17 protein-coding genes are annotated in these 13,703 nt (G+C 66.8%); 15 read left to right on the forward strand and 2 right to left on the reverse strand.

The window, feature by feature from the left end; genetic code table 11:
- Nucleotide 1: 1 nt before the first annotated feature.
- From rsfS to AC1GI4_RS13740, 8 genes are all read left to right on the forward strand, one after another.
- Nucleotides 2-406, forward strand: a complete 405-nt coding sequence (rsfS, locus tag AC1GI4_RS13705) for a ribosome silencing factor (RefSeq protein WP_433908861.1) — start codon at nucleotides 2-4, stop codon at nucleotides 404-406.
- A gap of 18 nt (nucleotides 407-424) precedes the next feature.
- Nucleotides 425-847, forward strand: coding sequence for a 23S rRNA (pseudouridine(1915)-N(3))-methyltransferase RlmH (locus tag AC1GI4_RS13710; protein WP_479629873.1), 423 nt, complete (start codon nucleotides 425-427; stop codon nucleotides 845-847).
- Nucleotides 848-851: 4 nt separating this feature from the next.
- Complete coding sequence (locus AC1GI4_RS13715; protein WP_479629874.1) at nucleotides 852-2,027, forward strand: murein hydrolase activator EnvC family protein; 1,176 nt, start codon at nucleotides 852-854, stop codon at nucleotides 2,025-2,027.
- 219 nt (nucleotides 2,028-2,246) lie between these two features.
- Nucleotides 2,247-3,344: a retropepsin-like aspartic protease gene (locus tag AC1GI4_RS13720; protein WP_479629875.1), complete on the forward strand. Its 1,098-nt coding sequence runs from the start codon at nucleotides 2,247-2,249 to the stop codon at nucleotides 3,342-3,344.
- Nucleotides 3,345-3,565: 221 nt separating this feature from the next.
- On the forward strand, nucleotides 3,566-4,930 hold the full coding sequence (locus AC1GI4_RS13725; RefSeq protein WP_479629876.1) for a S41 family peptidase: 1,365 nt from the start codon (nucleotides 3,566-3,568) through the stop codon (nucleotides 4,928-4,930).
- 2 nt (nucleotides 4,931-4,932) lie between these two features.
- Complete coding sequence (locus AC1GI4_RS13730) at nucleotides 4,933-5,427, forward strand: disulfide bond formation protein B (RefSeq protein WP_479629877.1); 495 nt, start codon at nucleotides 4,933-4,935, stop codon at nucleotides 5,425-5,427.
- On the forward strand, nucleotides 5,424-5,966 hold the full coding sequence (locus AC1GI4_RS13735; protein ID WP_479629878.1) for a demethoxyubiquinone hydroxylase family protein: 543 nt from the start codon (nucleotides 5,424-5,426) through the stop codon (nucleotides 5,964-5,966). The genes AC1GI4_RS13730 and AC1GI4_RS13735 overlap by 4 nt, the downstream gene beginning before the upstream one ends.
- Before the next feature lie 23 nt (nucleotides 5,967-5,989).
- Nucleotides 5,990-6,454 carry a hypothetical protein gene (locus tag AC1GI4_RS13740; RefSeq protein WP_479629879.1) on the forward strand — a complete coding sequence of 155 codons (465 nt, stop codon included), beginning with the start codon at nucleotides 5,990-5,992 and terminating at the stop codon, nucleotides 6,452-6,454.
- Nucleotides 6,455-6,866: 412 nt separating this feature from the next.
- Here the strand turns inward: AC1GI4_RS13740 and AC1GI4_RS13745 are convergent, their stop codons facing one another.
- On the reverse strand, nucleotides 6,867-7,886 hold the full coding sequence (locus AC1GI4_RS13745; RefSeq protein ID WP_479629880.1) for a Glu/Leu/Phe/Val family dehydrogenase: 1,020 nt from the start codon (nucleotides 7,884-7,886) through the stop codon (nucleotides 6,867-6,869).
- A gap of 176 nt (nucleotides 7,887-8,062) precedes the next feature.
- On the opposite strand from AC1GI4_RS13745, the gene AC1GI4_RS13750 reads away from it, so the two are divergent.
- The 3 genes from AC1GI4_RS13750 (at nucleotide 8,063) to AC1GI4_RS13760 (ending at nucleotide 10,204) form a co-directional block, all read left to right on the forward strand.
- A complete protein-coding gene (locus AC1GI4_RS13750) occupies nucleotides 8,063-8,533 on the forward strand; it encodes an Lrp/AsnC family transcriptional regulator (protein ID WP_433908851.1) in 471 nt (156 codons plus the stop codon).
- 256 nt (nucleotides 8,534-8,789) lie between these two features.
- The gene (locus tag AC1GI4_RS13755; protein ID WP_479629881.1) at nucleotides 8,790-9,767 is read left to right on the forward strand and encodes a hypothetical protein; all 978 of its coding nucleotides are present in this window, start codon (nucleotides 8,790-8,792) and stop codon (nucleotides 9,765-9,767) included.
- A complete protein-coding gene (locus tag AC1GI4_RS13760) occupies nucleotides 9,671-10,204 on the forward strand; it encodes a hypothetical protein (RefSeq protein ID WP_479629882.1) in 534 nt (177 codons plus the stop codon). The genes AC1GI4_RS13755 and AC1GI4_RS13760 overlap by 97 nt, the downstream gene beginning before the upstream one ends.
- Here AC1GI4_RS13760 and AC1GI4_RS13765 read toward each other — a convergent pair.
- Nucleotides 10,159-10,794 carry a DedA family protein gene (locus AC1GI4_RS13765; RefSeq protein WP_294275488.1) on the reverse strand — a complete coding sequence of 212 codons (636 nt, stop codon included), beginning with the start codon at nucleotides 10,792-10,794 and terminating at the stop codon, nucleotides 10,159-10,161. The two genes, AC1GI4_RS13760 and AC1GI4_RS13765, sit on opposite strands and share 46 nt — an antisense overlap.
- Before the next feature lie 122 nt (nucleotides 10,795-10,916).
- On the opposite strand from AC1GI4_RS13765, the gene AC1GI4_RS13770 reads away from it, so the two are divergent.
- From AC1GI4_RS13770 to AC1GI4_RS13785, 4 genes are all read left to right on the forward strand, one after another.
- Complete coding sequence (locus AC1GI4_RS13770; protein WP_479629883.1) at nucleotides 10,917-11,498, forward strand: hypothetical protein; 582 nt, start codon at nucleotides 10,917-10,919, stop codon at nucleotides 11,496-11,498.
- Between the two features lie 61 nt (nucleotides 11,499-11,559).
- Nucleotides 11,560-12,357 carry an aldo/keto reductase gene (locus AC1GI4_RS13775; RefSeq protein ID WP_479629884.1) on the forward strand — a complete coding sequence of 266 codons (798 nt, stop codon included), beginning with the start codon at nucleotides 11,560-11,562 and terminating at the stop codon, nucleotides 12,355-12,357.
- Nucleotides 12,358-12,644: 287 nt separating this feature from the next.
- A complete protein-coding gene (locus AC1GI4_RS13780) occupies nucleotides 12,645-12,962 on the forward strand; it encodes an IS110 family transposase (protein WP_479629885.1) in 318 nt (105 codons plus the stop codon).
- An 80-nt stretch (nucleotides 12,963-13,042) separates the two neighbouring features.
- Nucleotides 13,043-13,567, forward strand: a complete 525-nt coding sequence (locus AC1GI4_RS13785; RefSeq protein ID WP_479629886.1) for a transposase — start codon at nucleotides 13,043-13,045, stop codon at nucleotides 13,565-13,567.
- The last annotated feature ends 136 nt before the right edge of the window (nucleotides 13,568-13,703 follow it).

Consider the following 13,703-nt stretch of genomic DNA (forward strand, 5'->3'; position numbering starts at 1 on the left):
CTTGGCCACTTCCCCGCAATCGCCGCGTCCGTCCGATCCCGCCGAGGTGGAGGCGCTGCATCGCCTGATCCTCGCGTCGCTGGATGACGACCAGGCGGTGGAGACTATCTCGATCCCGCTCGCGGGCAAATCGTCGATTGCCGATTTCATGGTGATCGCCAGCGGTCGCTCGACCCGGCAGGTCGCCTCGATGGCGATGAAACTCGCCGAGAAGATCAAGGCCGAGTTCGGCCGTTCGGTTCGGATCGAGGGTCTGCCGACCGCCGACTGGGTGTTGATCGACGCGAACGACGTCATCGTCCACCTGTTCCGGCCAGAGGTTCGCAGCTTCTACAATCTGGAACGCATGTGGGCGTTCGGCGACGCACCGACCCCACCCGCGAGTCCCGTCGACCGCAGCCTCTGACGCCGGCAAGGTCCGCCCGTGCTGCTGCATATCGTCGCGCGCGGGCGGATCGGCCGTTCGCCCGAGGCCGAGCTGGTCGACCGCTACATCAAGCGGATCGGCTGGCCGACCAAGGTCACCGAGCTCCCCGACACCGGCGGCAAGGTCCCGCCGCTGGAGGGGCAGGTGCGCCTCGTCCTGATGGACGAGAAGGGCGAGAACCTGTCCTCGATGGATTTCGCGCGTCGGCTGGAGCGCTGGCGCGATGACGGCGTGCGCGAGTGCCGCTTCATGATCGGCGCGGCGGACGGGTTCGAGGATACCGATCGGGCGCGCGCCGACCTGCTCATCTCCTATGGCCGGGCGACCTGGCCGCACATGATGGCGCGCGCGATGCTGGCCGAACAGCTGTTCCGCGCGACCAGTATCCTCGCCAACCACCCCTATCACCGCGAAGGCTGACCGCGTGGTGTTGCGTCACGGGGCGCGGCGGCATGGCGTGTTGGCGCTGGCGGCCCTGGCGCTGCTGGGCGCGACCGACATCGCCGCCGATCAGCGACGTCTGGCCGATGCCCGTGCGGGGGCGGCGGCCGCGCAGGCGCGCGCCCAGGCGCTGGAGCAGCAGGCAGGCGCCGAGCGCAACGCCGCCGCCATTGCCCAGGCGAAAGAACGCGCCATGGCCGCCCGCGTCGCGGCGGCGGAGGCCGAGGTGACGGCGGCCCGCGCCCGCGTCGATCTGGTCGCCGGGCTGCTGGAGCGGCAACAGGCGAAGCTGGCCAGGGCGCAGGCGCCGCTCGCGCATCTGCTGGCCGCGATGCAGAGCATGGCCGCGCGTCCCCCCGTGGCGGCGGTGGCGCAACCCGGCTCGGTCGCCGATCTGGCGCATGTCCGCGCGGTCTTCGCCACCGTCGCCCCCGTCATCGCCCAGCGTTCGGCGACCGTCCGCGCCGAACTGGCCGCCACCCGCCGCGTCCGGGCGCAGGTGACGGTGGCGGCGCGCGCGCTCGCGACGACCACCACCAAGCTGGAGGGCGAACGTCAGGCGCTTGCCAGGCTGGAGGCCAGCCATCGCGGCCGGGCCGAGGCGCTGGGGCAGGTGGCGATCGACGAATCTAACCGCGCGCTGGCGCTGGGCGAGGCGGCGCGCGACATCGTCGACCGCATGGCCGAACGGGGGGAAGCGCGGGCGACCGCGGGCGAGCTCCTGACGCTGCCCGGCCCCGTCTCGCGCCCGCTTGGGGCGGGCGTCATGGGACCGGCCATCGCACCGGGCACCTATCGCCTGCCGGTGCAGGGCAAGGTGGCGGGGGGCTTCGGCGAGATTTCGGATTCGGGCGTGCGGGCGCGCGGCATCACCCTGTCGACGGTACCCTATGCCCCCGTCGTGGCGCCGGCGGGCGGCGAGGTCCGCTATGCGGGGGCGTTCCGCGGCTATGGCGGGATCGTCATCGTCAACCACGGCGCGGGCTGGACCAGCCTGGTGACGGGCCTCGGCGGCATCGCGGTCAAGCCCGGCCAGCGGGTGGCGGCGGGCGCAGTCTTGGGCCGTGCGGGGCAGGGGCGCGGCGGTGTAGAGCCGCGCGTCACGGTGGAGTTGCGCCGCGACGGGCGGCCAATGGATATCGCCGCGATTTTGGGGTGAGGGGGGCTTTCGCCTTATCCCCTTCCCGCAAAAGATTTCGCGAGGCCAGATGACAAGAGGCTCTCAGGGCGTAAGCATTGGGCGCGGATATAGCGGAGCTACATAATGCCGGGACGAACTTCAGCCTATTGCTTGATGGCTATCCTGGCCACCCTCACGGCCATGCCGGTTCCCGCTCAAAAGCGACCGAGCACCCCGGTGCTCCCATCGGGACGTGGCGTGGCTTCGATCGATCCCGAAGCACAGAACAAGTGGATCGATATGGAGGGCGATGACGATGGCCTCGTCATCATCCCGATCGTGCTGAACGGTCACCGGCTTATGGCTGTGCTCGACACCGGGGCCCCGGAGACAACGCTGGACGCGAGTTGGGCAACGCGCCACGGCATGAAATATCAGTCCTATGGTCACGTTACTGCGATGGCAGGCAAGTCGGTGCAGACCGGGATCGCCCCCGTGGAAACCTTGCAGATAGGGGGCTTCCATCAGGTCGGGGGCGCGATCGAGATCGCCGATTTGGAGCCGCTGTCATCCGCATTACACACACCGATCGATGCCGCGATCGGTGCGGATTTTCTGGCGTCGTATGCCGTTACGATGGACTTTGACCACCGTCGCGTCCGCTTTCAGTCGAGCGGATCGCCTCGCCCATCGGGCAGCGTCATGCCGGTGGAACCGCGCGGCAAAGGTGAAGGCTTTTCCACGAGGATTCAGATCGGCAAGCGCATGCTGTCGCCCGTCATGATCGATACGGGAGACGACTCCAGCCTGGCGATCACCAAGACTGCTTGGGACAGGTCAGATGGGCCTCTTCACATGACGGACATCGCCTCAGTTGGATTGAGCGGTGATATTCTCCTGTCGGATATCGGCCGCGTCGACGGTGTCCAGTTTGGCGGGCAGGTGCTCGACAAAGTGCCGGTGATGTTCGAGCCCGCTCCATTGGTTCCCGGCGATGAAGCGCGGCTAGGGATGAAGTTGCTGGATCGTTTCAACGTCTTCTTGGATCTGGGACGCAGAGCGATGGTGCTGTCGCCCCGTGCGACCGCCCCGACGCCAGACCCCGTGACGATGTCAGGCATTCAGGGCTCGTGGTCGGATGCCGGGATGCAGATCGTCCATGTGATGAAAGGTTCACCCGCCGAGGCGCTCGGCCTGCGTCCCGGAGAGCGCATCTGCGCGATCGATGGGACGAGGGTCACGGAAAATGCACCAGCGTCGTTGAAACAATGGAGCTGGGGGCCGGTTGGCAAAACAGTCCTGCTAACGATGTGTGATGGTCGCGCGATCCCGATAACGTTGAAGGAGTTCTACTGACATCACGCCTTCGCCAAGCGCGTACGCGGGACAATCAGCGTAGGCGAATGAGGCGCGGCTTCCCGGCTTGCCAGTGTTTTGGGAGCGCCGCATCGTAAGCCATCGCCGTAAACCCTCTCCCATCGTGGTTCCCACTCAGCCCCCGTTCAGCACGGTTGCGCTTTGATTGCGTCCGGCTTCCCGCTACACAGGCGGTTCGCTTATCTGGTCCAGGACCCTCGATGCCCAGCCCGTTCTCAAGACTCTTGCTGCCGAAACGTCCGCTTCTGACTGCTACTGCCCTTGTCGGCGCGCTGGCCATGGTGCCGATCACGACCTCCGCGATGGCGGCGGTGGACAGCTCGACCGTGCGGCAGTTCGATCGGTTCCTCGACGTCTATAACCGGATCAAGGCCGATTATGTCGACAAGGTCGATGACGACACGCTCATCAAGGGTGCGATCCAGGGGATGCTGGCGGCGCTCGACCCGCATAGCAGCTATGTCGACGCGCTCGACTTCGACAATCTGAAGATCCAGACCGAGGGCAATTATGGCGGCCTGGGCCTGACCGTCTCGATGGAGGACGGCGCGATCAAGGTCATCGCGCCGCAGGAGGATACGCCTGCGGGCCGCGCGGGTGTGAAGTCGGGCGATTACATCACCCATATCGACGGCAAGCTGATCTACGGCCAGTCGCTGGACGAGGCGATCGGCCAGATGCGCGGCAAGCCCGGCACCAAGATCAAGCTGACCATCGTCCGCCCCGGCCGCGACAAGCCGATCGAGCTGACCCTGACCCGCGAGGTCATCGTCCAGCGCCCGGTGAAGTGGGAGGTGCGCGGCGATGTCGGCTATATCAACATCAACACCTTCTCCGAGAATACCGGCGCCGACACGCGCGCGGCGATCATGGCGATCGACAAGGCGCTGGGCCACCGGCCGCTGGGGTACGTGGTCGACCTGCGCGACAATGGCGGCGGCCTGCTGACCCAGGCGATTGCCGTGTCGGACGCTTTCCTCGACCATGGCGAGATCGTGTCGCAGCGCGGCCGCGAGAAATCGGATATCGAGCGCTATTACGCCAAGCCCGGCGACGACGCGCATGGCCTGCCGGTGATCGTGCTGACCAACTCGGGCACCGCCTCGGCATCGGAGATCGTCGCGGGGGCGCTCCAGGATCATCACCGCGCGCTCATCATGGGCGAGCGCAGCTTCGGCAAGGGCTCGGTCCAGACGCTGCTGCCGCTGGGGCCGGAGACGGCGCTGCGCCTGACCACCGCGCGCTACTACACCCCGTCTGGCCGGTCGGTGCAGGAGGGCGGGATCGAGCCCGACATCAAGGTGCCCGAAATCTCCGATCCCGATTACAAGACGCGCCCCGTCTTCCGCGAGGCCGATCTGCGCCGCCACCTCATCAACGAGGTGAAGGCCGATAACGCGATCCTGGAAGAGGATACCAAGACCGATCCGCGCTTCGCGATGACGCCCGAGCAGCTGAAGAAGCAGGGGATCGAGGACTTCCAGCTCTATTATGCGCTGAAGACCATCGCGCGCCTGGGCGGTCCGGCCCAGATCGCCGCCGCCACCAAGCCGCCGGTGAAGTGACCATGGCCGTCACGCGCACCCGCAACGAATGCCTGGCGAACTGGATCGCCTTTGGCCTGCCCGCCGCCCTGCTGGCCGGGGCGTGGGGCAGCCAGCTCTTCGGCGGCCTATATCCCTGCGAGATATGCCATTGGCAGCGCTGGCCGCATTATGCCGCGCTGGTGCCCGCGCTGATCGCCTTCTTCGTGCTCCAGCGCAGCATCCGGGGATCGCTTGTCATCCTTGCGGCGTTGTTGATCGCGGTGTCGGGAGCGATCGGTGTCGCCCATGCCGGGGTCGAATATGGCTGGTGGCAGGGCTTTACCGCGTGCACCTCGACGGTGAATTTTACGGGCGGGAGCGCCGCCGACCGGCTGAACGCGATTTTGAAGGCGCCGGTCATCCGTTGCGATGTGGCGCAATGGACCCTGGGCGGAATTTCGCTGGCCGGGTTCAATGCGATCTTCTCGCTGGGCGGTGCGGTGGTGATCCTGCTGTTGATGAGGAAGGCGCGATGAGCCAGCTTCGCTGGATGCCGGGCGACCGGCGCGAACCGATGAAGGCGATGGTCCGAGTGGATCAGGCCGGGGAATATGGCGCGACCCGCATTTATGCCGGGCAGCTGGCGGTGCTGGGCGATCGGCATCCCTTTTCGCGCGCGATCCACCACATGGCCCAGCAGGAAGAGCGTCACCGCGCCTTTTTCGACCGGATGATCGCCGAGCGGCGCGTGCGCCCGACGCTGTTCCAGCCCTTCTGGGACAAGGCCGGTTTCGCGCTGGGCGCGATCACGGCGGCGATCGGGCCGAAGGCGGCGATGGCCTGCACCGCAGCGGTGGAAACCGAGATCGACAAGCATTACCAGGAACAGCGCGACCAGTTGGGCGACAGCGACCCCGAATTGTCGGAGGCTATCGCCGATTTCCAGGCCGAGGAGTTGGAGCATCGTGACCATGCGTTGGGCGCGGGTGCGGAGGAAGCGATCGCCTATCCGGTGATGTACGGATTGATCCGGGCAGGCTGCAAGGTCGCGATCGCCGCGGCCAAGCGCATCTGAACGGCACGAGCGGGAGAGAGAGGATGATAAACCGCCCCTGGGCCGCCGTCGCATTGGCGGCCTTCGCGATGACTGCGCCTGCGGCTGCGCAGCAGGTCGCCGCCCCCGGCGCGATTCCGCCCAAAAAGATCGAAGCGCCGGGCGAGGTCTCGCGCAACGCGCCCGTCAACGGCGTGCTGACGCTGTTCGGCAACGAACGCTGCCCAACCGACAATCAGGGCAATGAGATCGTCGTCTGCGTCCGGCGCGGCGCGGAGGAGCAGTTCCGGGTTCCCAAGGAACTGCGCGATCTTCAGGTCACGCCCGAGAATGAAAGCTGGGCCGCGCGCGCGACCGGCACGTTGAACGAAGGCACCGGCGTCAACAGCATCGGCAGCTGCTCGGCGGTGGGCGCGGGCGGTGCGACGGGGTGCTTCGCGCAACGCGTGCGCGAGAACCGCGCCGCCAATGCCCAGCGCCAGCGCGACGAGGAACCGCGCAATCCTTGATCCTTGTGACCGAACGCTGGCCCGCCGGGGTGGCGCGGGATTCGTTCGATGGTGCTGGGCGCGTCTATAGCATGATGCCATGAGATGAACTCACCCCTCCCCTTCAGGGGAGGGGCCGGGGGTGGGGCGCCTCCGCAAGCGTGCAGCCCGTGGCGAGGCCCCACCCCAACCCCTCCCCTGAAGGGGAGGGGCTCTCCTTGGTTCAATGCAACGTCATCACGGTCTAAGGTGATCGCCGTGGAGGGGGGCTTGGCCGGAGGTTTTGCCCGTGGCCTTCGACTTTGCTCAGGCTGAACGGTGTAGGGGGCATTTGGCGGGCAGATCGCGAGGACGGGGCCGCCCTCCGCACCTCGTCGCCCATCTCATCTCCCTCCTGCCGAACAAAGGGAGGCGATAAGCCTCCCTCCGCCTACTACGCCGCCACCGCCTGCACGCGCGGAACCTGGGCAATCCGTTCCAGCGCCATCGCGCGGGCGGCTTCGTCGGGGGTGATGCCGTTCCGGTCGGCCAGCGTCAGGGCATCAGTCATCGTCCGCCCGACCGCCAGGACCCGCCGCCGGACCTCCGCGCCGCGCCAGCCCAGATATTCGCCCGCGACATTGATGATCCCGCCCGCATTGACCAGGAAGTCGGGGGCATAGAGGATGTCGCGTTCGGCCAGTCGCTCGGCCATGTCCTCGCTGGCCAGCTGGTTGTTGGCCGCGCCGCACACCACGCTGGCGCGCAGCTGGGCGACCGTCTCGGCGTCCAGCACCCCGCCCAATGCGCATGGGGCCAGCACGTCGACACGGGCAGACAGCAGCGCCCGGCTGCTCATCACCATCGCGCCGAAACGATCGGCGGCGCGCGCGGCGACCTCGCTGCGCGGTTCCGCGACGATCAGCCTGGCGCCCTGTTCGTGGAGCAGCTCGCACAGCGCGTAACCGACATGGCCCAGCCCCTGTACGCCCACCGTCACGTCGGACAGTTCCGCGCCCAGCCGCTGGCGAACCGCGACCCGCATCGCCTGCACCACGCCCAGCGCGGTCCAGGGTGAGGGATCGCCGCCGGGCTTCTGGCCCGACACGGGCAGCCCCGCGACATGGCGGGTGCGAGTCGCGACCACCGCCATGTCCGTCACGCTGGTCCCGACATCCTCTGCGGTGACATAGCGGCCCTTCAATTCGGCGACCTGACGGCCAAAGGCGCGGAACAGCGCGGCGCGGTCGAACGACCCCTGGGGCAGGCGAATGACGGCCTTGCCGCCGCCAAAGGGCAGGTCGGCCAGCGCGTTCTTGAGCGCCATGCCCTCGGCCAGCCGCAGCGCATCGACCGTCGCGGCGCGATCGTCGGCATAGTGCCACAACCGGCACCCGCCCGCCGCCGGACCCAGCGCGGTCGAATGGAGTACGATGACACCGTTCGCGCCGCTGTCCTTGTCATGGAACGTCACCACCTCTTCGGGGGCAGGCTCTGGTGGTCTTGGGCTTGGCGAAGCATCGGTCGTGTCCCTGAAATTCTGTCTGACGCAGACATAGCCCGGTACGAGAGGCGAAACTGATCCCATTCAGGTGGTGAAGAGTGATTCTTGGGTTAAGATGACCGCTATATCGCTATTTCGGGAATAAAATGTCGCAAGAGCTGGACATCTGGGAACGTCGCATCCTCGCATTGCTGCAGGAAGATGCCAGCCTGTCCACGGCCGCCATCGCGGAGGCCGTGGGGCTGTCGGCCTCGCCCTGCTGGCGGCGGATCGACCGGCTGGAGCGGGAGGGCATCATCAAGCGCCGGGTCGCGCTGGTCGACCGGGCCAAGGTGGGGTTGAAGGCGCAGATTTTCGCGCAGGTGAAGCTGAACGCGCATGGCCGCGCCAATCTGGACGAGTTCACCGCCGCGATCCGCGAGGTTCCCGAGGTGATGGAATGCCACGTCCTGATGGGCTCGGTCGACTTCATGCTGCGCATCGTCGCGGCCGATATCGAATCCTATGAACGGCTGTTCTTCGAACGGCTGTCGAACCTGCCGGGGGTGCAGGAAATCAACTCCACCGTGGCGCTGTCGGAAATCAAGTCGACCACCTCGCTGCCGATTAGAGCATGATGACATGAGATTAACCCACCCCTCCCCTTCAGGGGAGGGGCCGGGGGTGGGGCGCCTCCGCAAGCGTGCAGCCCGTGGCGAGGCCCCACCCCAACCCCTCCCCTGAAGGGGAGGGGCTCGCCTTGGTTCAACGCAACGTCATCATGGTCTAGGGCCTAGCCAATTCCTCCCCTGTAAGGGGAGGAATTTGGTCGTCGCGCGCTTGTCGCTTGCGATGCGGGCGAGTAGCGCCAACGCCACGAACCAGGGGGATCCGATGACGAAGCGGCAGGGCTTGGGCGGCATTCGGGCGGGGCTGTTCCTGCTGGTCTGGTTATCCTGCGCGTGGTTCGGATCGTGGGAGTTCAATCCCAACAACGCGACCCGCCTGTTCGCCGCGATCCGCCTGGTCGAGAACGGCACCGCGACCATCGATCCGTTAGCGCCGCTGACCATCGACAAGGCGCAGTTCGGCGCGCATGCGTATCTGGACAAGGCGCCGGGCATGACGCTGATGGCGCTGCCCGCCGTGGTGCTGACGGACTTCGTCACCGGCGACCGGGCCGAGCATCATGTCCTGTCCTCGGTCGATCCGGGGTTCGTCGACTATCTCAAGCTGCGAACGCGGGTGGCCGCCGCCACCGGATCGGCGCTGCTGACCGCGATCGCCGCCGTGCTGCTGTTCGATCTGGCGCTGGGGCTGACGGGGAGCGCGGGGGCGGCGTTGTTCGCAGCGCTGGGCTATGCGCTGGGCACGCCGATCTGGGGCTATTCCACCACGCTGCTCGGTCATGCGAGCGTCGCGGCGCTGTTCGTCATCGCGTTGGCGGCGGTGGCGCGGGGAGGCGGGCGATGGCTGGCGGTTGCGGGATTGGCGCTCGGCGGGGCGGTGGTGATCGAGTATCAGGCGGTACTGGCCGGAGCGGCCATCGGGCTCTGGGCGCTCTGGCGACATCGTGTCGATCCGAAGGCGCTGGTGCCGTTCCTGGCGGGCGGGCTGGTGGGCCTGTCACCGCTGTTCGCCTATAATCTCTTCGCCTTCGGGACGCCGTTCCGCATCGGCTATTCGGGCGTGGTCGGGTTCGAGGGGATGAACCAGGGGTTGTTCGGCCTGACCATGCCCGGATCGCGGTGCTGCGCGAAATTCTGGTCGGGCCGATGCGCGGGATCGTCTGGGTCGCGCCGGTGCTGGTGCTGGCGCCGATCGGGCTCTGGAGCCTGGCGGAGAACAGGACGACGCGCGAGCTGGCGCTGACCGCCGCCGGGGTGGTTACCGTCGCGCTGCTGGTCAACGCGGCCTATGTCTATTGGGACGGCGGAAACGCCACCGGGCCGCGTCACGCCATGCCGATGGCGGGGGTGCTGGCGCTGGGGCTGGCGCCGGTCTGGGCTATGGCGCGGGCGCTGTGGCAGAGGGCGGCGCTGGCGCTGCTCTTGGCGGCATCGATCGCGATCAATCTGACCATCGCCTCGGCCGAGATCTTCGCGCCGCCGACCTTCCGCTGGGCCTGGTGGCAGGCGGTGATGCAGCAGCGCTTCCTGGTCGGCGACCTGCGCACCATCCCCTCCGACTGGTGGGGATGGACGACATGGAACGGCCTGTACCTCTGGGCGGCGGTGGCGATCCCGCTCGCTGTGTGGCTGGTTCAGCGTGCCGCGCGCTTTAACCCGCGCACCCGGTGCCAGATATAAAGGCCGATCAGCACGACCAGCACGACCCCGATCGCCAGATCGGCGCGGTGAAAGAACGCCTTCACGCGGGGATCGGAATCCCACTTCTCGCCCAGCTCGCGCCCGACAATGGCCAGCACCAGGCAGAAGGGCCAGCTGCCAAGGAAGGTATAGAGGTGGAAGGGGACGAGCTTCATCCGCGCCACCCCGGCCGGAAAGGCGATGAAGGTGCGGATGACCGGCAGCAACCGCCCGATCAGCACCGCGATCGAGCCATAGCGCGCGAAGAAACGATCGGCGGCGTCCAGCTCGCCGGGGCCGATCAGCAGATATTTGCCCCAGCGCTCGGCGACCGGCCGCCCGCCGCGCTTGCCGATCTCATAGGCGACGATCGAGCCCAAATTGCATCCCAGCGCCCCCGCTGTCGCGGCGAGGTAGAGATTGAATTGCCCGGTCGACACCAGATAGCCCGCGAACGGCATGATGATCTCGGAAGGCAGCGGAATGCACGCGCTCTCGATCGCCATCAACAGCATGATGCCCAGATAGCCGCCGGTGGAAATGACCCAGATGGCGAAGCTCGCCAGCGCGGAAAGAATATGCTCGACCATGGGACCAGCGACTTGCGCGATCGGGGGCGGGGGTCAATCGGAACCGGACGGCCGCCACAGCCTGCTTCGGGACAGCGGGCGGGGACTTGCCGGGGCATTTTCTCCTGCGATAGACGGGGTGCATGATGGTTCAGGCCCTGTTTGCGTTGTGGCTGGCGGCCGCGCCGCTTCCCGCCGCACCGCTTCCCACTGCCTCGGATGCCGAGGTCGATCCCGCGACGATCAATGTCGTCGATGCGATCGACTGTCGGCTGAATACCGACACCTATGGGGCGCTGACCATGGCGCTGGACGAAGAGGCGAAGCGGCGCGGCTGGCGGCCGGTCGAGGGCAAGAATGCCTTCCTGCAGGAATATGAACTGCCCCAACCGATCCGCGTCGGTGAGGGCTGGACCACGCGCCGCATCGCCTTCAGCGCCAATGCACTGCTCGCGATCCTGGACATTGCCGATCCGAAGACGGTGGCCGACCGTATCGGTGTCACCAACACCATGCCCGACCTGTCGGGACAGGGTGTCGCGGCCAAGTTTCTGGGCCAGCATGTCGTCAGCGACGAGACCGTCCTGCCCAAGGGCGAGGAAAAATTCGGCACGCGCAGCATCATCGCGCGCTCCGTGTCGACCGTCACCAGCCATCCGGGCAAGACGCTCTATGGCTGTTCCTATGCCACCGACGTGATCGGCCGGGACGGCAAGCCGATCTGATCGCGGGACGGGCGCAGGCAGCACCGGGAACCGGGAGGTGGGCCTGCCGGTTGGACGGCCCATGACGATGCTGACCCTGAATGACGGCCGCAGCCTGCCCCGACTGGGGCTGGGCACCTATCAAGTCCCGGATTCGCAGGTGGCCGCCGTGGTCCGGCGCGGGCTCGACACGGGATACCGGCTGGTCGACACCGCCGCCATCTATGGCAATGAGCGCGGTGTAGGCGATGGTCTTCGCGACGCGGATGTCTTCCTGACCACCAAGCTGTGGAACGACCGCCACCGCGATGCCGAAGCGGCGCTGGACGAGAGCCTGGCGCTGCTGGGTGTCGAGGCGGTGGACCTGTATCTCATCCACTGGCCGGTCCCGGCCGAGGACGCCTATGTCGAGGCATGGCAGAGCCTGATCGCGCTGCGCGAGGCGGGCAAGGCGAAGTCGATCGGCGTGTCCAACTTCCTGCCCGAGCATCTCGACCGGATCATCGAGGCGACCGGCGTGGTGCCCGCCGTCAACCAGATCGAACTCCATCCCCGATTCCAGCAGCGCGAGGCGCGCGCGTATCACGAGGCCAAGGGCATCGTGACCCAGAGCTGGAGCCCGCTGGGGCAGGGCGGCGAATTGCTGAAGACGCCGGAGATCGTCGCGATCGCCGACAAGCACGGCCGCTCGGCGGCGCAGGCGGTGCTGGCCTGGCATCTGGCGCATGGCCTGTCGGTCATCCCCAAGGCGGCGGATGCGGCGCATTCAGCGGACAATTTCGCTGCGACCGAACTGACACTGGATCATGACGACATGGCCGTCATCGACGCGCTGGATGAAGCGGACGGGCGGATCGGGCCTGATCCCAGGACGATGTGACGAAGGCCGCTAGTGGCTGATATCTTTCGCCTTCTGACAAGCGCGATGTCGTGAAAGGACGAATGGTCCTATTATGCGCTCCAATCAGTCCATTAGAGCAAGATGACATGAGATGAACTCACCCCCCTGTCTGATGCGACGGTGGTATGAAGATGTTGCGGAAGGGAGCCCGTCCCCCCGAGGGTCTGGAGCCCGATAGGGAGCAAGGGTCCCTTCCGCGTTGGTCACAACCCTGAACAGTTGCTTGGGACTGCTGATCCCGCACGACATGGACAGGAGCCTATACCATGCCACAAGCCGTTATCGGCTGCGACCTTTCGCGTGCCGTCATCGACATCTGCGAGCTGCCATCGGGCCGGATCGGGCGGATCGCCAATACACCGGATGCCATCGCCGTCTGGCTCGACACGCTCGACCACGACATCCGCCTTGTCTTCGAGGCGACCAGTGGTTGCGACGGTGACCTGATCGCCGCGCTGGCGACACGCGGCCATCCCTCGCGCGTCAATCCGCGTCAGGCCCGCGAGTTCGCCAGAGCCACCGGCACGCTGGCCAAGACTGACCGCGTCGATGCCCGCGTGCTCGCGCAGATGGCGCAGCGCTGAACCTGCCCGCTACCATCCCGCTCAGCCCTGCCCGTTCACGCCTGGCCGATTTCCTGCGTCGCCGCAGACAGTTGGTCGACATGCGCAAAGCCGAAAAGCTGCATCGCCACAGCGCAGGCCAACCCGAAATCGCACAAGCCATCGAAGCCATGATCGACCTGCTCAGCCAGCAGATCGCCCAGCTCGACCGCCAGATCGCAGGCTTCATCGCCCAGGATCGGGCCCTGTCCGAACAGGCCCAGCTGCTGACGGCTGTTCCCGGCATCGGGCCCACCGTCCTGGCAACCCTGCTCGGTGAACTTCCCGAACTCGGCACGCTGTGCCGTCGAAAGATCGCCTCGCTCGCCGGCCTCGCTCCCCACGCCCGCGAAAGTGGCACATGGCGCGGCGCCAGGCGCATTTGGGGCGGGCGGCGCAAGGTCCGCGAAGCCCTCTACATCGCCGCCCTCAATGCCTCACGGCGCATCCCCGTCCTCACCGCTATGCGCGACAGGATGCGAGCCAAAGGCAAGGCGCCAAAGACCATCCTTATCGCCGTCGCACGCCAACTCCTCGTCATCCTCAACGCCATGATCCGAAAGCGACAGCCTATCGCTCTCTCATGAGCATCACAGTTGCCCCCTTCAGGGGAGGGGCCGGGGGAGGGGCGTTTCCGCAAACGTGCGGTCTGTGGCGAGGCCCCACCCCAACCCCTCCCCTGAAGGGGAGGGGCTTACATTGGTTCAAGGCAATGTCATCACC

The sequence above is a fragment of the Sphingomonas sp. 77B genome (assembly GCF_056497825.1).

Coding starts and splice junctions, on each gene's coding strand:
- AC1GI4_RS13770 (WP_479629883.1), top strand. CDS start 10,917: ATGATGGTTCAGGCCCTGTTTGCGTTGTGGCTGGCGGCCGCGCCGCTT.
- AC1GI4_RS13725 (WP_479629876.1), top strand. CDS start 3,566: ATGCCCAGCCCGTTCTCAAGACTCTTGCTGCCGAAACGTCCGCTTCTG.
- AC1GI4_RS13730 (WP_479629877.1), top strand. CDS start 4,933: ATGGCCGTCACGCGCACCCGCAACGAATGCCTGGCGAACTGGATCGCC.
- AC1GI4_RS13785 (WP_479629886.1), top strand. CDS start 13,043: ATGCGCAAAGCCGAAAAGCTGCATCGCCACAGCGCAGGCCAACCCGAA.
- AC1GI4_RS13740 (WP_479629879.1), top strand. CDS start 5,990: ATGATAAACCGCCCCTGGGCCGCCGTCGCATTGGCGGCCTTCGCGATG.
- AC1GI4_RS13775 (WP_479629884.1), top strand. CDS start 11,560: ATGACGATGCTGACCCTGAATGACGGCCGCAGCCTGCCCCGACTGGGG.
- AC1GI4_RS13735 (WP_479629878.1), top strand. CDS start 5,424: ATGAGCCAGCTTCGCTGGATGCCGGGCGACCGGCGCGAACCGATGAAG.
- AC1GI4_RS13750 (WP_433908851.1), top strand. CDS start 8,063: ATGTCGCAAGAGCTGGACATCTGGGAACGTCGCATCCTCGCATTGCTG.
- AC1GI4_RS13760 (WP_479629882.1), top strand. CDS start 9,671: ATGCGCGGGATCGTCTGGGTCGCGCCGGTGCTGGTGCTGGCGCCGATC.
- AC1GI4_RS13755 (WP_479629881.1), top strand. CDS start 8,790: ATGACGAAGCGGCAGGGCTTGGGCGGCATTCGGGCGGGGCTGTTCCTG.
- AC1GI4_RS13765 (WP_294275488.1), bottom strand. CDS start 10,794: ATGGTCGAGCATATTCTTTCCGCGCTGGCGAGCTTCGCCATCTGGGTC.
- AC1GI4_RS13780 (WP_479629885.1), top strand. CDS start 12,645: ATGCCACAAGCCGTTATCGGCTGCGACCTTTCGCGTGCCGTCATCGAC.